We start from the raw sequence: 18,091 nt of genomic DNA on the forward strand, positions 1-18,091 counted from the left end.
CAAACTGACTTTCATCAGGACTCTAATTATGCTATCCGCCGAACACCGCGCCATCATCAAAGCAACCGTACCGCTCCTCGAAAGCGGCGGAGAGGCGCTCACCACGCACTTCTATAACCTGATGCTCAGCGAGCATCCGGAAGTGCGCCCGATGTTCAATCAGGCCAATCAGGCGAGCGGTATGCAGCCGCGCGCGCTGGCCAACGGCGTTCTGATGTACGCGCGTCATATCGATCAGCTCGAGCAACTGGGCGGGCTCGTCGCGCAGATTATCAACAAGCACGTGGCGTTGAACGTGCAGCCCGAGCACTATCCGATCGTCGGCAAATGCCTGCTGCGCGCGATTCGCGAAGTACTCGGCGCGGACGTCGCGACCGATGCCGTGATCGAAGCATGGGCTGCCGCGTATCAACAACTGGCCGATCTGCTGATCGGCCTCGAAGAGAAGATCTACGCGGAAAGCGAAGCGGCGCCCGGCGGCTGGCGCGGCGCGCGGCTGTTCCGCGTCGCGCGCAAAGTGCGGGAAAGCGACGAGATCACGTCGTTCTATCTGCGTCCGGATGACGGCGGCGAATTGCTCGCGTTTCAGCCGGGGCAGTACATTGGCGTGCGTCTGGTGATCAACGGCGAAGAAGTGCGTCGCAACTATTCGCTGTCCGCAATGAGCGATGGGCGTGAATATCGCATCAGCGTGAAGCGCGAACCGAATGGCACCGTGTCGAAGTATCTGCATGAGCAGATCCAGGAAAACGACACGCTCGAATTGTTCGCGCCGGCCGGCGAATTTACGCTGCAACCTGGCGACAAGCCGTTGGTGTTGATCAGCGGCGGCGTCGGTATCACACCGACGATGGCAATGCTTCAAGCCGCGCTGAAGACCAATCGTCCGGTGCATTTCATTCACGCGGCCCGTCACGGTGGCGTGCATGCATTCCGTGACACGATTGATGCATTGGCCACGCGTCATCCGCAATTGAAGCGTTTCTATTGCTACGAGCAGCGTCGTGCGGGTGACGCCGATGTGAACGCAGTCGGCTACGTCGATGAAGCGAGTCTGAAGAAGTGGCTGCCGGAAACGCGCGACGTCGACGTGTATTTCCTCGGGCCGATCGCGTTCATGAAGGCGATCAAGAAAGGCCTGAAGGCGATTGGCGTGCCGGAATCGCAGAGCCGTTATGAGTTCTTCGGCCCGGCTGCCGCGCTCGAATAACGCGGTCGAGTAACGACGAGTACTTGCCCTCTTTGAATCGCAGCAACGCGTCTTCAAAGACGGGCATGTTCATGCTTCAGTCACGCCGGTGGCGTTTGGCCTCGTAAAGAGCAGGCCAGATCCGCTGCGCGTTCTAGCGCTCTCTTCTGCGGCGAAACGCACACCAGCCCCGTAAAGCCGGCTACCACCAACTCATCTGCTTCGATGACGGCCGCGTAAACGCAGAAACCCCACCGCGAGGGGTGGGGTTTCTGACTGGGTAAGGAGCCTGACGATTACCTACTTTCACACGGGCAATCCGCACTATCATCGGCGTGGAGTCGTTTCACGGTCCTGTTCGGGATGGGAAGGGGTGGGACCGACTCGCTATGGTCATCAGGCATGACGGGTTGCTGCGTCGCTACGGGTGAGCGCCACAGCCAATCGGGAAGAAGCGTAAAGGATTCGTGTGTGGGGGTTGTGCTGTTTCTGGCACAACATGGATCTCAACCGGTGAAACCCACCGGTTATAGGATCAAGCCTTACGGGCAATTAGTATCAGTTAGCTCAGTACATTACTGTACGTGCACACCTGACCTATCAACGTCCTGGTCTTGAACGACCCTTCAAGGGGCTCGAAGCCCCGGGGATATCTCATCTTAAGGCGAGTTTCCCGCTTAGATGCTTTCAGCGGTTATCTCTTCCGAACATAGCTACCCGGCGATGCCACTGGCGTGACAACCGGTACACCAGAGGTTCGTCCACTCCGGTCCTCTCGTACTAGGAGCAGCCCCCTTCAAATATCCAGCGCCCACGGCAGATAGGGACCAAACTGTCTCACGACGTTTTAAACCCAGCTCACGTACCTCTTTAAATGGCGAACAGCCATACCCTTGGGACCGGCTACAGCCCCAGGATGAGATGAGCCGACATCGAGGTGCCAAACACCGCCGTCGATATGAACTCTTGGGCGGTATCAGCCTGTTATCCCCAGAGTACCTTTTATCCGTTGAGCGATGGCCCTTCCATACAGAACCACCGGATCACTATGACCTGCTTTCGCACCTGTTCGACTTGTCAGTCTCACAGTCAAGCACGCTTATGCCATTGCACTATCAGCACGATTTCCGACCGTACCTAGCGTACCTTCGTACTCCTCCGTTACACTTTGGGAGGAGACCGCCCCAGTCAAACTGCCTACCATGCACTGTCCCCGACCCGGATCACGGGCCAAGGTTAGAACCTCAAACAGATCAGGGTGGTATTTCAAGGACGGCTCCACGCAGACTGGCGTCCACGCTTCATAGCCTCCCACCTATCCTACACAGACCGGTTCAAAGTCCAATGCAAAGCTACAGTAAAGGTTCATGGGGTCTTTCCGTCTAGCCGCGGGGAGATTGCATCATCACAAACACTTCAACTTCGCTGAGTCTCGGGAGGAGACAGTGTGGCCATCGTTACGCCATTCGTGCAGGTCGGAACTTACCCGACAAGGAATTTCGCTACCTTAGGACCGTTATAGTTACGGCCGCCGTTTACCGGGACTTCAATCAGGAGCTTGCACCCCATCATTTAATCTTCCGGCACCGGGCAGGCGTCACACCCTATACGTCCACTTTCGTGTTTGCAGAGTGCTGTGTTTTTATTAAACAGTCGCAGCCACCAGTTTATTGCAACCCCTTCACCCTCTGCGCGCAGGCGCATCAAGCTACCAGGGCGTACCTTATCCCGAAGTTACGGTACCAATTTGCCGAGTTCCTTCTCCCGAGTTCTCTCAAGCGCCTTAGAATACTCATCTCGCCCACCTGTGTCGGTTTGCGGTACGGTCACTGTGAAACTGAAGCTTAGAGGCTTTTCCTGGAACCCCTTCCAGTTGCTTCGCTTCCGAAGAAGCTCGCGCCACACCCTTGAGTCCTGTGCCCGGATTTGCCAAAGCACCCTCTTCAATGCAGCGACCGGGACTTCCAACACCCGGACAACCTTCCGCGATCCGTCCCCCCATCGCATTTCACAATGGTGCAGAAATATTAATCTGCTTCCCATCAGCTACGCATTTCTGCCTCGCCTTAGGGGCCGACTCACCCTACGCCGATGAACGTTGCGTAGGAAACCTTGGGCTTACGGCGAGGGGGCCTTTCACCCCCTTTATCGCTACTCATGTCAGCATTCGCACTTCCGATACCTCCAGCACACTTTCCAGTGCACCTTCGCAGGCTTACGGAACGCTCTCCTACCATGCGTGCAAAGCACGCATCCGCAGCTTCGGTATATGGCTTAGCCCCGTTACATCTTCCGCGCAGGACGACTCGATCAGTGAGCTATTACGCTTTCTTTAAAGGGTGGCTGCTTCTAAGCCAACCTCCTGACTGTTTTAGCCTTCCCACTTCGTTTCCCACTTAGCCATATTTGGGGACCTTAGCTGGCGGTCTGGGTTGTTTCCCTCTTGACACCGGACGTTAGCACCCGATGTCTGTCTCCCGTGATTGCACTCTTCGGTATTCGGAGTTTGCTATGGCGTAGTAATCCGCAATGGACCCCACAACCATGACAGTGCTCTACCCCCGAAGGTGATACACGAGGCACTACCTAAATAGTTTTCGGAGAGAACCAGCTATTTCCAGGTTTGTTTAGCCTTTCACCCCTATCCACAGCTCATCCCCTAACTTTTCAACGTTAGTGGGTTCGGTCCTCCAGCACGTGTTACCGTGCCTTCAACCTGGCCATGGATAGATCACCTGGTTTCGGGTCTACACCCAGCGACTGGACGCCCTGTTCGGACTCGCTTTCGCTACGCCTGCCCTAATCGGTTAAGCTCGCCACTGAATGTAAGTCGCTGACCCATTATACAAAAGGTACGCCGTCACCCCTTGCGAGGCTCCGACTGTTTGTATGCATGCGGTTTCAGGATCTGTTTCACTCCCCTCCCGGGGTTCTTTTCGCCTTTCCCTCACGGTACTGGTTCACTATCGGTCGATCACGAGTATTTAGCCTTGGAGGATGGTCCCCCCATCTTCAGACAGGATTTCACGTGTCCCGCCCTACTTGTCGTACACCCAGTTCTTTCATAATGTTTTCGCCTACGGGGCTATCACCCGCTATGGCCGCACTTTCCAGAGCGTTCGGCTAACACTACAAATAAAGAGTACAGGCTGGTCCCATTTCGCTCGCCACTACTCTGGGAATCTCGGTTGATTTCTTTTCCTGCGGTTACTTAGATGTTTCAGTTCACCGCGTTCGCTTCGCGTAGCCTATGGATTCAGCTACGGATACTCCATTAGGAGTGGGTTTCCCCATTCGGACATCGACGGATCAAAGCTCGTTTGCCAGCTCCCCGTCGCTTTTCGCAGGCTACCGCGTCCTTCATCGCCTGTGATCGCCAAGGCATCCACCACATGCACTTGTTCGCTTGACCCTATAACGGGTGAGTCTCTCTCGAAACGCACTGCGTTACAGGTTGAGTATTCGTGTTGCGCCGTATTCCAAAGCGATCTCTCGATCACTTAAAAATACATCGATACAATCACAACCCTGATTCACCTACTCACGCGCCCATCTCTAAGCACGCTTTCGTGAATCTCTTTACTACTTCTTCCTGATTGTTAAAGAACGACAGCCGATAGCGGGTTGCCCCGTACCGCTCTGACTGGCTCAATCGCCAATGCCAAGTACTCAGCAGCACTTCCTGCTGAACCCTTGGCATTGAAGATTGGTGGAGGATGACGGGATCGAACCGACGACCCCCTGCTTGCAAAGCAGGTGCTCTCCCAGCTGAGCTAATCCCCCAGTCATACACAGATAGTTACCTGTCACTCCGGGGTGGACCAGTCAGCACCACAGACAAGACAGTGGTGGGTCTGGATGGATTCGAACCATCGACCCCCGCCTTATCAAGACGGTGCTCTAACCGACTGAGCTACAGACCCCTGAGTCTGTCTGCGTTTCTTCTTCTAACCACAGCCGATAAGCGTGAGCACTTGCGCAGCAATGCGTAGCTCTGGAAAGGAGGTGATCCAGCCGCACCTTCCGATACGGCTACCTTGTTACGACTTCACCCCAGTCATGAATCCTACCGTGGTGACCGTCCTCCTTGCGGTTAGACTAGCCACTTCTGGTAAAACCCACTCCCATGGTGTGACGGGCGGTGTGTACAAGACCCGGGAACGTATTCACCGCGGCATGCTGATCCGCGATTACTAGCGATTCCAGCTTCACGCACTCGAGTTGCAGAGTGCGATCCGGACTACGATCGGTTTTCTGGGATTGGCTCCACCTCGCGGCTTGGCAACCCTCTGTTCCGACCATTGTATGACGTGTGAAGCCCTACCCATAAGGGCCATGAGGACTTGACGTCATCCCCACCTTCCTCCGGTTTGTCACCGGCAGTCTCCCTGGAGTGCTCTTGCGTAGCAACTAGGGACAAGGGTTGCGCTCGTTGCGGGACTTAACCCAACATCTCACGACACGAGCTGACGACAGCCATGCAGCACCTGTGTTATGGCTCCCTTTCGGGCACCCCCACCTCTCGGCAGGGTTCCATACATGTCAAGGGTAGGTAAGGTTTTTCGCGTTGCATCGAATTAATCCACATCATCCACCGCTTGTGCGGGTCCCCGTCAATTCCTTTGAGTTTTAATCTTGCGACCGTACTCCCCAGGCGGTCAACTTCACGCGTTAGCTACGTTACCAAGCCAATGAAGGCCCGACAACCAGTTGACATCGTTTAGGGCGTGGACTACCAGGGTATCTAATCCTGTTTGCTCCCCACGCTTTCGTGCATGAGCGTCAGTATTGACCCAGGGGGCTGCCTTCGCCATCGGTATTCCTCCACATCTCTACGCATTTCACTGCTACACGTGGAATTCTACCCCCCTCTGCCATACTCCAGCGATGCAGTCACCAATGCAGTTCCCAGGTTAAGCCCGGGGATTTCACATCGGTCTTACATCACCGCCTGCGCACGCTTTACGCCCAGTAATTCCGATTAACGCTCGCACCCTACGTATTACCGCGGCTGCTGGCACGTAGTTAGCCGGTGCTTATTCTTCCGGTACCGTCATCCCCCGGCCATATTAGGACCAGGGATTTCTTCCCGGACAAAAGTGCTTTACAACCCGAAGGCCTTCTTCACACACGCGGCATTGCTGGATCAGGCTTGCGCCCATTGTCCAAAATTCCCCACTGCTGCCTCCCGTAGGAGTCTGGGCCGTGTCTCAGTCCCAGTGTGGCTGGTCGTCCTCTCAGACCAGCTACAGATCGTCGGCTTGGTAGGCCTTTACCCCACCAACTACCTAATCTGCCATCGGCCGCCCCTGCAGCGCGAGGTCTTGCGATCCCCCGCTTTCCTCCTCAGAGCGTATGCGGTATTAATCCGGCTTTCGCCGGGCTATCCCCCACTCCAGGACACGTTCCGATGTATTACTCACCCGTTCGCCACTCGCCACCAGACCGAAGTCCGTGCTGCCGTTCGACTTGCATGTGTAAGGCATGCCGCCAGCGTTCAATCTGAGCCAGGATCAAACTCTTCAGTTCAAACCTGTTACTGTTTTCGGGCTCTCTCGAACCCGGTCGCTCACTCAACGTACTGACGAAGTGTCCAGCCATCTTCCGATGACCAAACCTTCCTTTCATTACTGTGTGAGGCTTCTGATACTTTTGCCATGCAGCAGATTCCTCAGAATCCGCCGCCGCACTCCGCATCAAGCGCCCACACTTATCGGCTGTTAGTTTTTAAAGATCGGTCGCACCACCCGCCGCACCTGAACTACCCGGCACCGCTTCGTTTGCGTCGCTGCGTCTGCAGCAGAGAAACGAGATTATGGAGAGCGACCCGCACTCCGTCAATACCCTTCTCGCAATTTATTTTAAAAAGTTGAAGAGCTTAAAAATTGAGCAGCGACGGGAGAAAACTTCGATTAGTTAGTCCTCCGATTGAATTCGCCCGCTCGACGAGCCGATCGAGAGCCCGACAGCTTTTCCACAGAAAATGTTCGCAAGCCTGTGGATAACCGCCCCACAATCGCGCCAAGTGTTTGATGCAAAACCATTCTCGCGCGTTGCGCGCGAAACGCGGCCGCTTTCGCGGCCGCGCATAACCCTCATATTCAGACGGACTTCATCGCCACACGCGCATTCGTACGCATAAAAGCGCTGCGCTCGACCATCGCGCCGAACCCCAGCCCGATGGTCGTCCACATGATCACTTGCATGCCGATCGCGGCGACGCGGAACTTCCACAGCAGCACGGCCGGGAACGCAGCCGGCACTTCGTTGATGACCGGCATCGACAGTTGCACTGCCGCGATGATCACGACGTACACGAGTGCCGCGACGATCGAGCCGTTCCAAGCGCCCAGCTTCGCCACCGCGCGACGACGCACTTTCAGCGAAAACACCATCGTCACGAGCGAAATCGCGATCATTAAAAAGTACAGGCCCGTACGCATGCCGATCGTCTCCGGATCACCGACCGACGGCGGATTGGCCGGATACTTGATATTCGGGACGATCACGAGCGAGATGAACGCGCCGAGCGCGAGCCACGCGGACAATGCGCGCACGCTCAACGTTCCCGCGCGCCCATACGCATAGGCAAACACCAGTGAGAACAGGCCGCCGAATGCCGCGCCGTAGGCAAGCACGCCGGTCAGCAGGCCGAAGCCCGCTTGCGTCTCACGGCTCACGATTTCGGGCTCGGGCGCCTCGCCGCGTGCGGCGGCCGCTTTTTCTTCGAATGAAATGGCCTGATTGACCTGCGGTTCGCCGGCGATTCGCGCGAACGCGAACGTGAGCAATCCCGCGACGATGCCCACGAGCATCCCGCGCACCAACAACTTACCTACCATGTCGAACTCCGTTAGTGGCAGGGAAAGCCGAGCAGATGGCGGCCGTCATGCACGAACTCATGCACGAACATGCCGGGCACGAGCGACGTCGCGCCCTGTTCCGCACCAACGAAGTAAATCGCGAGCAACAGCAGCAAACCGCCGAACACGACCCACGGCAGCAGTTCGCGCAAGGGAATGGGAGTGGGCTGGGCCGCCGGTTGTGCGGCGGGATCGAAGACAGCTTCGGTCATGATGGACATCTCCTGGGGTAACGCGCCCCGATAGTCAATTGCAGAGGAATGGTGCGAAGCTCAGGTCTGGCTTTCGGCTCTTTTGGATTGCAATGCCGATTACAGTGGCGCGACCGCGCCGGGCTCTCACCGGCTTCCGTACTTCGCAGCGCCACTATTCTACGCGCTAAACTGCAGCTTCCGTGACGGCGAGGGCTGCATCGCACCGCGTGAGCTGCCGCAAGCCGATGGAGCCATGCAGGCAAGCGCGAACGCGGCGTAAAGACAAGGAATGGATACACGACTATTACTGGTAAGCCATGCGGCAACGGCCGCGCAGCGCGCAGGCCGCTTCCCCGCCGACGATCCGCTCGACGCGCGCGGCCGTGCCGAAGCCGAAGCGGCCCGCACACGCCTCGCGCTTCCCGCCGAAGCCGCCGTGTTCACCAGCCCCGCCGCCAGCGCGCGCGATACCGCCGCGGCGCTCGGTCTCAGCGCAACGCCTGCCGACGCCTTGGCGGATATCGACTACGGCAAATGGCGCGGCCGGCGTCTCGCGGATATTGCCGACGAAGCGCCCCACGAACTCGCCGCCTGGACACGCGAGCCGGACGCCGCGCCGCCCCCCGGAGGTGAATCGTTCAGTCAGCTCGTGCGGCGGCTTGGAGAATGGCTCGACGCGCAGCAGGCGGACGTGCGTTCATGCAATGCCGTCAACGAAGCGGGCTTCGCAGCCTCGACGCACGGTCGAACCATCGTCGCAATCACCCACGCGCCGCTTCTGCGAGCGGCAATCGTGCATGCCCTCGGCGCATCGCCGGCCGTGTTCTGTCGCATCGAGATCGCGCCGCTGTCGGTCGTCGAATTACGCCACTCGCGACGCGGCTGGAGCTGGTGGCCGGCCGCCATCATCTGAACGCAAACGCCTTTTACCCGCCCGACGCCACGAGCCGCAACCTGTCGGAGCCGTCGGGTGTCAGGGTGATCTCGGTGCGTCCATCCTTCTCGCCGAGATAAATCAAGTGCATCACATGCATCAAAACACTCATGAAAACGCGACCCACCTCGCACCCGACGAACCTGTAAGCCTGCCTCCTCGGCCACCGATTTAACGCCACTGTCGCATTCGCGCCGCAGACTCCGCTGGTTCAACAAGAATTTCCAATTCGATAGCTTGCTAACGAATCTTTTGGAAATACAATACCAGCCATGTCGAATCTCGATGCCCTGCGCCGCACTGTCAGCGGCACGCTGGTCGTCGCCGCCAGAAAGTGGCGACGCACGAGTCATGGCGTGCTCGCAGCCTTCAACGTATCGGAAGCGTGCGCGACGCCGCTTCTGACCGCGAGCCGGCTCGGCTCGGCGGTGCGCCAGGTTACGCTCGCCGATCACATCGGCATCGAAGGGCCGTCGCTCGTGCGGCTGCTCGACCAGTTGTGCGCGGCCGGTCTGATGCGCCGCGACGAAGATCCCGAAGACCGCCGCGCCAAGACCGTCGCACTGACCGACGAAGGCCGCGCCGTCACCGCGAAGATGGAAGAGGAGCTGGTCACGCTACGCGCGCAAGCGCTCAAAGGCGTATCGCGCGACGATCTCGAAGCCGCGCTGCGGGTGCTCGACGCATTCACGACCGATGCCGCCGCACGCGCCGAACCAGCCAGCGGCGAACGCGATACGCCGAGCGCACGCACACAGCCGGTGCACGCGCAACCGGCAAAGCGCAAGCCCGCCAAACGCACGGTGCTTGCAAGCAAAGTCAAACAGACCAGCGGCAAAACCGCGGCTAAAACGGCCAGCAAATCGCTTGGCACCGTCAAGGCGCGCAAGTCCACCAAACGTGGCGCGCGAGGCACCGCCCCGCACAACGCCGATTCAGCGTAACTGTTTATGGTCTATCCCACTCTCCGCGACTGGCTGTTCTCGGTCAAGACTTTCACCGCGGCCATGATCGCGCTCTACATCGGCCTGGCGGGCAGCCTGCAGCGGCCGTACTGGGCGATGGCCACCGTCTACATCGTGTCGAACCCGTTCGTCGGCGCGACCCGCTCAAAGGCGATCTATCGTGCGCTGGGCACCGTGCTCGGCGCGTCGGGCGCGGTGCTGCTGGTGCCGCCGTTCGTCGAATCGCCTTACCTGTTCAGCGTGATCGTGGCGATGTGGACCGGCACGATGCTCTACCTCGCGGTGTCGGATCGCACCGCGCGCAGCTACGTGTTCATGCTGGCCGCCTATACGATGCCGATCATCGCGCTGCCCTCGGTGACGAATCCGACCGGCATTTTCGATCTCGCCGTGAGCCGGACCGAGGAGATCATACTGGGCATCGTCTGCGCGAGTATCGTCGGCAGCGCGGTGTTTCCGAGCCGGCTCGCGCCGACGATCATCGAGCGCACTGACGCATGGTTTCTCGACGCCGCGTTCTACGCGACCGAAACGCTGTCGGGCCGCATCGCGAGTTCGGCGATTTCGGGCGCGCGCCAGCGGCTCGCGAGCACGATCAACGGTCTCGAGCTTTTGCTGAGCCAGCTCGCCTATGATCACACCCGGCCCGACGTGCTCGCGCGCGCGCATGAACTACGCGGCCGCATGCAGTTGCTGCTGCCGATCATGTCGTCACTCGCCGATCCGCTGCTCGCGCTCTATTACAACGGCCCGCAACACTGGCCCGAAGGACTGCAGACGCTGATCGACGACGTGATCAAGTGGTTCAATCAGCCGCCGCCCGCGCCGAGCGAGCGCTACCATGCGGACGAAACCGCCAACGCGCTGCGCGAGCGCATTGCCGCGATGCGCCCGCCCGCCGCCGCCCTCCAGCATTGGGACGGCGCGTTGCTGTCGAACGCGCTGTGGCGACTGGGGCAAGCGATCGACGTCTGGCAGGACTGCCGCTCGCTGCGCATCATCATCACGCGCGAAGAAGGTTCGTGGCGGCCGCATTTTCGTCACTGGCGGCTCGGCGGCACCGAGCGCTTCTACGATCGCGGCCTGATGCTGTTCGCGACCGTGTCGGCGGGCGCGGCCGTGGTGCTCGCGTGCGCGCTGTGGATCAGCTCGGGCTGGAACGACGGCGCGAGCGCGGTCACGCTCGCGGCGGTCGCCTGCTGCTTTTTCGCCGCGCTCGACGAGCCTGCGCCATTCATGTTCCGCTTCTTCGTTGCGACTGCCGTTGCCGTGGTGGCCGCGGGTCTCTATCTGTTCGTCGTGCTGCCAAAGGTGCACGACTTCCCAATGCTGGTCATCCTGTTCTCGGTGCCGTTCATTCTGGTCGGCACGCTGATTCCGCGCCCGCAATTCAACATGGTCACGGTGCTGGTCGCGGTGAACACGGCCACCTTCATCAGCATTCAGGACGCGTACGACGCGAACTTCCTGACGTTCCTGAACGCCAATCTCGCGGGCCTCTCCGGCCTGCTGTACGCGTACCTGTGGACCCGCGTGACGCGCCCGTTCGGCGCCGAGCTCGCCGTGGCGCGCCTGTTGCGATCGAGCTGGGCCGATGTCGCGCTGACCGCGTCGACGCGGCCGATCGAAGATCCGCGCAATCTTGCCGCGCGCATGCTCGACCGGCTGATGCAGCTGATCCCGCGCCTTGCCGCCACTGACGACAACCGTCATCCGTCGATCGAGAGCTTCCGCGATCTGCGCATCGCGTTCAACGCGCTCGATCTGCGTCGCCTCACGCGCAAGCTCGGCGGCGAAGCGCCCGCCGCGATCGACCATGCTCTAGATGGAGTGCGTACATACTACGAGAGCTGCGTCGCTCGGCGCCGCCGCGAGCCGATGCCGGACACCCTGATGCCGTCAATCGACGCGGCAATCGCGCGCGTCACCGCGCAGGGCCTCGCGAACGCCGCGGCGCCGACCGAGAGCTCGCCGGCCTCGGCGCGCCAGTTGCGCGACGCGCTGCACGCGCTGGTCGGCTTGCGTCTTTCGCTGTTTCCGGCGACCCTCACGAAACCAACGCCGACCGAACCGGAGGCCGCCGCGTGATGAACCTGTCTGTGCGCCCGTTTCCGCAACCCGTTCCACCCCTTTCCCAGTTCCCGCGATGATCGGTGAAATCGATATTTTCGGCGTGTTCGTGCCCTCCGTGCTGGTCCTGATGTTTGTCGCGTATCTGATCAACCTCGGCATTCGCACCGTGTTCGCCTACGTCGGTTTTTACCGCTTCGTCTGGCATCGCTCCATCTTCGATCTCGGCATCTATGTGCTGGTGCTGGGCCTTGTCGTCGTCGTTTCGCACAAGCTAATAACGTGAAAAAAACCTGGTTCTCCGTCGGTCAGATCCTGCTGACCCTGGTCGTCGTGGTGGTCGCGGCATACGTGCTGTGGCAACTCGTCAACTACTACATGTTCGCACCGTGGACCCGCGACGGGCACGTGCGAGCCGACGTGATCCAGGTCGCGCCCGACGTGTCGGGACTGATTTCGTCGGTCGAGGTCGTGGACAACCAGCAGGTCCAGCAGGGCCAGGTGCTGTTCAAGATCGATCAGGCGCGCTACACGCTCGCATTGCGTCAGGCCGAGGCAACGGCGCAGCAGCGCCGCGCGACGCTCGACCAGGCGCGCCGCGAATATGCGCGCAACCGTCAGCTCGGCAACCTCGTCGCTGTCGAAGTGCTCGAAGAAAGCCGCTCGCGCGTCGACGCGGGCGAAGCCGCGCTCGCCGATGCCATAGTCGCGATCGACACCGCGAAGCTGAACCTCGAACGCTCGACGATCAAGAGTCCGGTCGACGGCTATCTGAACGACCGCGCACCGCGCACCGGCGAATACGTCGCGGCGGGCCGCGCGGTGGTCGCGGTGGTCGACATGCATTCATTCCGCGTGGACGGCTACTTCGAGGAAACCAAGCTGCGCGGCATCGACATCGGCCAGCCGGTCGACATCGTCGTGATGGGAGAGCCGAAGCCGCTGCGAGGGCACGTGCAGAGCATCGTCGCCGGTATCGAAGACCGCGACCGTACGCAAAGCGCGAATCTGCTGCCGAACGTGAACCCGGCGTTCAGCTGGGTGCGGCTCGCGCAGCGCATTCCGGTGCGCGTCGCGCTCGATGAAGTGCCCGCTGATTTCCGCCTGATCGCGGGGCGTACCGCGACGGTGTCGGTGCGTGGTCTGTCGCCGGTCAGGACCCGAGCCGTGTCGGGCAGGGGCGAGGCGCCGGGCTCGGTTCCTGCTTCGGCTGCGCCGGTGGCGCCGGGTTCGTCCGTGGCTCCGGCTACCGCACCGTCGGGCGCGTCGCAATGAAGCTCGTGCGCACCATATGCTCGCTGGCGCCGCGCTTGCCGCTGCTGCCACTGCTGCCGTTATTGCCGCTCACTGTCGCGCTGAACGGCTGCATCAACGTCGGCCCGAACTACACGCTGCCGAAACAGGCGCTCGTCAATGCGCCGCTCGCGAACGGACCGATCGAGGGCGCCGATCCCAAACTGACGTCGACCCTCAATGTGCCGACCGTCTGGTGGAAGCTGTACGACGATCCGGTGCTGAATGGTCTGGTCGAGCAGGCGCTGAAATCGAATACCGACCTGCGCGTCGCGGCCGCGAATCTCGCGCGCTCGCGCGAGGCGCTCAGCATTGCGCGGGCACAGGGCGGCTTCTCGGGCGAGGCCTCGGTGGCGATCGAGCGCGCGCAGGAATCGGCCGAGCAATTCCTGCTGTTCGAGAAACTGCCCGTCGCCAACGAAGGCGACATGGGCATCAGCATCTCCTACGAAATCGATCTGTTCGGCAAGCTGCGCCGCGGCGTCGAAGCGGCGGCGGCGGACACCGAGGCCGTGGAAGCCGCGGGCGACCTTGCGCGCATCACCGTCGTGGCGGATGTGGTGCGCTCGTACGTCGAGCAATGCTCGGCGGCCGAGGAACTGCGCATCGCCGAACAATCGCTCGCGTTGCAGACTGAGCGCGTGGACCTGTCGCGCCGTCTGCGCGACGCGGGCCGCGGCAACCAGACCGCCGTCACGAGCGGCCAGACCCAGATCGAGAATTTGAGGGCCGACGTTCCGCGCTACACCGCGCGCCGCAAGATCGCGCAATACCGCCTCGCGATGCTGCTCGCGCAGTCGCCGTCCCAACTGCCGCCGGCCGTGCTCGCGTGCGATCGGTTGCCGCAAATCCGCCAGCCGATTCCGGTCGGCGACGGCGCCGCGCTGCTCCGGCGCCGCCCGGACGTGCACGAAGCCGAGCGTCAGCTCGCGGCGTCGACGGCGCGCATCGGCGTCGCGACCGGGGCGCTCTATCCGAGCGTCAGCATCGGCGCGTCGGCGGGCTTCACCGGCGTTCTCGAAGACATTCCCACGCAGCCGACGGCGCGTTGGGCTTTCGGTCCGCTGATCAGCTGGACCTTCCCGACCAACGGCGCGCGCCAACGGGTGCACGAAGCCGAAGCGTCGAGCCAGGTGGCGCTCGCGCATTTCGACGGCGTGGTGCTGACCGCGCTGCGTGAAACCGAGACCAGTCTCGCGACCTACGCGTCCGACTTCGCGCGTGCCGAAGCGCTGCGCGCGGCGCTGAAATCAGCAGCGAAATCGGCGGATGAAACACACCGGCTGTATCGCGCCGGGCGCGAGTCGTTCATCTCCGATCTCGACGCGACGCGCACGCTGACGGCCGCGAAGTCGCAGCTTGCGGCGGCGGAGGGCCAGGTGGCGGTCGATCAGGTCAATCTGTTCCTGTCGCTTGGCGGCGGGTGGGAGGTGGGTGGTCAGAGCACGCCGGGGGAAACGCCACCGCAGTTGAAGGCCACGCCTGTCGCGGCCAGGACCTCAGCGAAGGCGGGAGCGCCGACAGCCGCGACGTCCGGATCGCCGTGACCGCGCACTGATTGTCGGCGAATTGAGTTCGGCCAGGGGCGGCAGGGCGGCGTCGCCTAGCTCTTGCGCCCCTTCGCCGCCGCCAGATGGATCGCCGCCCGGACCCGCGGGTACGTGCCGCAACGGCACATCACCGGCGTCATCGCCTCGTCGATGTCGGCATCGGTCGGATCAGGCTTGCGCTTCAGCAGTGCGCAAGCCGCCATCAATTGCGCGCTCTGGCAATAGCCGCACTGCACCACATCGAGTTCGATCCACGCGGCCTTCAGCGCCTGCGCCTCGCGTCCCTGCAGACCCTCGATCGTCGTGATCTTTTGCGTATGCAGGCTCGACATCGGCGTCTGACAAGCAAAGACCGCGACATCATCGAGATTGATCGTGCACGCGCCGCAGATGCCGACTCCGCAGCCGAATTTCGTGCCGGTCATGCCGAGTTCGCAGCGCAGTACCCAGAGCAGCGGCATGTCCGGATCGGCATTGACCTGCACCTTGCCTCCGTTGATATTCAGTACTGCCATGCTTGCCTCCTGAATCGTCGCGCCATCCGTCACGCAAGCCGCAAGGGCAGCGTGCGCAATCGCTGCCCCGTCAGCGCGAACACCGCATTGCCCACCGCCGGCGCGACCGGCGGCACGCCCGGTTCGCCGACACCTTGCGGATGCAGCTGGCTCGGCATGATGCCGACTTCGATCGCCGGGCACACGTTCATCCGCACGACCGGAAAATCCACGAAGTTCTTCTGCTGCACCTGGCCGTTGACGATCGTGATCTCGTTCTGCAAAGCGCTCGACAGCCCAAACACGATGCCGCTTTCCATCTGCTGACGGATCAGATTCGGATTCACCGGCAAACCGCAATCGATCACGCACACCACGCGATGCACGCGAATCTGCCGGTCCGCCCCGATCGACACCTCCGCGACCTGCGCGACGACGCTGCCGAACGCCTCGTGCAATGCGACGCCGCGCGCGCAGCGCGCGCCATCGGCGGCGGGCTTGAGCGGACGGCCCCAATCCGACATCGCCTCGACACGCTTGAGGACCGCCAGATGACGCGGATGCTCTGCGAGCAACATCGCGCGAAACGCAATCGGGTCCTGGCCGGCCGCCGCCGCGGCTTCATCGGTGAAGCTCTCGGTGAAGAACGCCTGATGCGAGTGGCCGACCGAGCGCCAGAAGCCGATCGGCACCGGCAACTCGACGATCTTGTGCGACACGCGCGCGGCCGGCCACTCGTACGGTTGATCGTACGCGCCTTCGCAGGTGGTCTTGTCGATCGGAATGTGCGGCACGCCGTAGTAACGCGCGAGCGCCTCGGGCACGATCGCCTGCCCCGCCGACTTCGCGTGCCACGCGACCAGCTTGCCGTGCTCGTCGAAGCCGGCTTGCATCGACGCCACGCAAGCGGGCCGGTAGAAATCGTGCGTGAAGTCCTGCGCGCGCGACCAGATCGTTTGCACCGGACGGCCGTCGGCCTCGCGCGCGATCGCCGCGGCCTGTGCGACGAAATCAAGTTCGAGGCGTCGCCCGAACCCCCCGCCCACAAGCTGCGTCTGGACATCGACGAGATCGGCGTCGATGCCGAGCGCCTTTGCCGCATGCTGCCGGGCAAGCCCCGGCATTTGCGTCGACACCCACACGGTCGCCGCGCCGTCCGCGACCTGCACCGTGCAGTTCATCGGCTCGACCGCGCCATGCGCCAGATATGGCACGTGATACACGGCATTGATCGTGCGTGCCGCGAGACTCATCGCTTTGTCGACGTTGCCGACGTGGTAATACACGTGCCCGTCGGTATCGTCGAGCGCATCGGCGAGCCGGCGGTCCACCTCCACGCTCGACAGCTTCGCGGCAGCGCCGTCGTGCCACGTGACGTCGATCGCCTCGACCGCGTTCATCGCGTGAAACGCGTTGTCCGCGATCACGGCCACGCCGCCAGTGCCGCCCGCATACGGCGGCACGGCCAACGCCTTGATGAAGCCCGGCATCTTCTGCGCGGGCGTCGCGTCGAAATGCGCGACCGTGCCGCCGAGGGTCGGGCACATCACGACGCTCGCGTACAGCAGACCGTTGGGCAGCACGTCGATCCCGAAGCGCGCCACGCCGTCGATTTTCGACGCGGCTTCGATACGCCGCACGGGCTGGCCGATCAGCTTGAAGTCGGCGGCCTTCTTCAGGACGACGCTGCGCGGCAACGGCTGCCGTGCCGCCATCGACGACAACTCGCCGAACGTCGCCTTGTGCCCCCACGGATGTAGCACGTAGCCCTTTTCCGCGCTGCATTCGCGGACCGGCACATCCCAGCGCTCGGCCGCCGCGTTGATCAGCATCACGCGCGCCGACGCGCCGGCCTCGCGCATCGGCGTCCACAGATCGTTCATGCTCGACGAGCCGCCCGTCATCATCGTGCCGAACTCGCGCACCGCCTTGCTCGTGATCCACACGGTGCCTTGCCTGACGTAGCTGTCGTCGTCGGGGCGAAACGGCAGATCGTCGACGATGGCCTGCACCGAGTTGTAGATCCGGTCGATCGGCGACTCTTCGACTTGCACTTGCGACCAGTCGGCGTCGAGTTCCTCGGCGAGCAGCATCGCGAGTCCCGTATGGATGCCCTGGCCCATTTCGGCCTTGGGCATCATGATCGTTACGCGATTGTCGGCGTCGATCTTGACCCAGCCGTTCAGCGCGACCTGCGAGCCTTGCGTCGGCAGCGGCGTCGACGTTGTGAGGCGCTGCCGCGGCGGCACCACGGCCCAGCCAACCAGCAGCCCGCCCAGCGCGGTAGCGCCGCCAAGCAGGAAGGTTCTGCGCGTCAACATGGCATGACTCGCTCGGCTGGCTCGATGGTAGGAAAACGGCGACAGCGCCGATGCACCCGTCTTTGTTTGCGAATAGTAATAAGACGGGTCGGCCAGCGTGAGACTTAAATGCGGGCGCGAAGCTCAAGTGGCCGCGCGGCGCGGATAGGCGGGGATCGAAAGCGGCGAGGGAAAGTCGTGGGGCGCTTCATTAACTGCGAAGCGCATGGGCAGCAATG

The 18,091-nt window shown here is 61.8% G+C and carries 11 protein-coding genes, 2 tRNA genes, 3 rRNA genes and 1 riboswitch; of the genes, 7 read left to right on the forward strand and 9 right to left on the reverse strand.

Going from position 1 to position 18,091, the window contains the following annotated elements; genetic code table 11:
• Positions 1–28: 28 nt before the first annotated feature.
• Positions 29–1,210, forward strand: a complete 1,182-nt coding sequence (hmpA, locus tag L0U81_RS26050; protein ID WP_233807342.1) for an NO-inducible flavohemoprotein — start codon at positions 29–31, stop codon at positions 1,208–1,210.
• A 266-nt stretch (positions 1,211–1,476) separates the two neighbouring features.
• Here the strand turns inward: hmpA and rrf are convergent.
• The 7 genes from rrf to L0U81_RS26085 form a co-directional block, all read right to left on the reverse strand.
• Positions 1,477–1,590, reverse strand: a 5S ribosomal RNA gene (gene rrf, locus L0U81_RS26055).
• A 130-nt stretch (positions 1,591–1,720) separates the two neighbouring features.
• A 23S ribosomal RNA gene (locus tag L0U81_RS26060) occupies positions 1,721–4,601 on the reverse strand.
• A 295-nt stretch (positions 4,602–4,896) separates the two neighbouring features.
• Positions 4,897–4,972, reverse strand: a tRNA-Ala gene (locus L0U81_RS26065).
• Between the two features lie 63 nt (positions 4,973–5,035).
• A tRNA-Ile gene (locus tag L0U81_RS26070) sits at positions 5,036–5,112 on the reverse strand.
• Between the two features lie 75 nt (positions 5,113–5,187).
• Positions 5,188–6,718, reverse strand: a 16S ribosomal RNA gene (locus L0U81_RS26075).
• Together the 16S, 23S and 5S rRNA genes with 2 tRNA genes alongside form the textbook arrangement of a ribosomal RNA operon.
• A gap of 572 nt (positions 6,719–7,290) precedes the next feature.
• A complete protein-coding gene (locus L0U81_RS26080; protein WP_233807344.1) occupies positions 7,291–8,031 on the reverse strand; it encodes a CbtA family protein in 741 nt (246 codons plus the stop codon).
• An 11-nt stretch (positions 8,032–8,042) separates the two neighbouring features.
• Entirely contained in the window at positions 8,043–8,264 is a 222-nt protein-coding gene (locus L0U81_RS26085; RefSeq protein WP_233807346.1) for a CbtB domain-containing protein, read from the reverse strand.
• Between the two features lie 40 nt (positions 8,265–8,304).
• Positions 8,305–8,453, reverse strand: a riboswitch (cobalamin riboswitch).
• Positions 8,454–8,535: 82 nt separating this feature from the next.
• On the opposite strand from L0U81_RS26085, the gene L0U81_RS26090 reads away from it, so the two are divergent.
• The 6 genes from L0U81_RS26090 (at position 8,536) to L0U81_RS26115 (ending at position 15,055) form a co-directional block, all read left to right on the forward strand.
• Positions 8,536–9,159, forward strand: a complete 624-nt coding sequence (locus tag L0U81_RS26090; protein ID WP_233807348.1) for a histidine phosphatase family protein — start codon at positions 8,536–8,538, stop codon at positions 9,157–9,159.
• Positions 9,160–9,452: 293 nt separating this feature from the next.
• Complete coding sequence (locus L0U81_RS26095; protein WP_233807355.1) at positions 9,453–10,124, forward strand: MarR family winged helix-turn-helix transcriptional regulator; 672 nt, start codon at positions 9,453–9,455, stop codon at positions 10,122–10,124.
• Positions 10,125–10,130: 6 nt separating this feature from the next.
• Positions 10,131–12,233 carry an FUSC family protein gene (locus L0U81_RS26100; protein ID WP_233807357.1) on the forward strand — a complete coding sequence of 701 codons (2,103 nt, stop codon included), beginning with the start codon at positions 10,131–10,133 and terminating at the stop codon, positions 12,231–12,233.
• Positions 12,234–12,291: 58 nt separating this feature from the next.
• Positions 12,292–12,501: a DUF1656 domain-containing protein gene (locus tag L0U81_RS26105; protein WP_233807359.1), complete on the forward strand. Its 210-nt coding sequence runs from the start codon at positions 12,292–12,294 to the stop codon at positions 12,499–12,501.
• Positions 12,498–13,490, forward strand: coding sequence for an efflux RND transporter periplasmic adaptor subunit (locus L0U81_RS26110; RefSeq protein ID WP_233807361.1), 993 nt, complete (start codon positions 12,498–12,500; stop codon positions 13,488–13,490). Before L0U81_RS26105 ends, L0U81_RS26110 begins: the two co-directional genes overlap by 4 nt.
• Positions 13,487–15,055 (forward strand): efflux transporter outer membrane subunit, encoded by a 1,569-nt coding sequence (locus L0U81_RS26115; protein WP_233807363.1) that lies wholly within the window; start codon positions 13,487–13,489, stop codon positions 15,053–15,055. The genes L0U81_RS26110 and L0U81_RS26115 overlap by 4 nt, the downstream gene beginning before the upstream one ends.
• 56 nt (positions 15,056–15,111) lie before the next feature.
• Here L0U81_RS26115 and L0U81_RS26120 read toward each other — a convergent pair whose 3' ends face one another.
• Entirely contained in the window at positions 15,112–15,573 is a 462-nt protein-coding gene (locus L0U81_RS26120) for a (2Fe-2S)-binding protein (protein WP_233807365.1), read from the reverse strand.
• 29 nt (positions 15,574–15,602) lie between these two features.
• The gene (locus L0U81_RS26125) at positions 15,603–17,873 is read right to left on the reverse strand and encodes a xanthine dehydrogenase family protein molybdopterin-binding subunit (RefSeq protein WP_233807381.1); all 2,271 of its coding nucleotides are present in this window, start codon (positions 17,871–17,873) and stop codon (positions 15,603–15,605) included.
• Positions 17,874–18,091: the final 218 nt, after the last annotated feature.

It is taken from the genome of Paraburkholderia sp. HP33-1, from assembly GCF_021390595.1.
Taxonomy (GTDB): Bacteria; Pseudomonadota; Gammaproteobacteria; order Burkholderiales; family Burkholderiaceae; genus Paraburkholderia.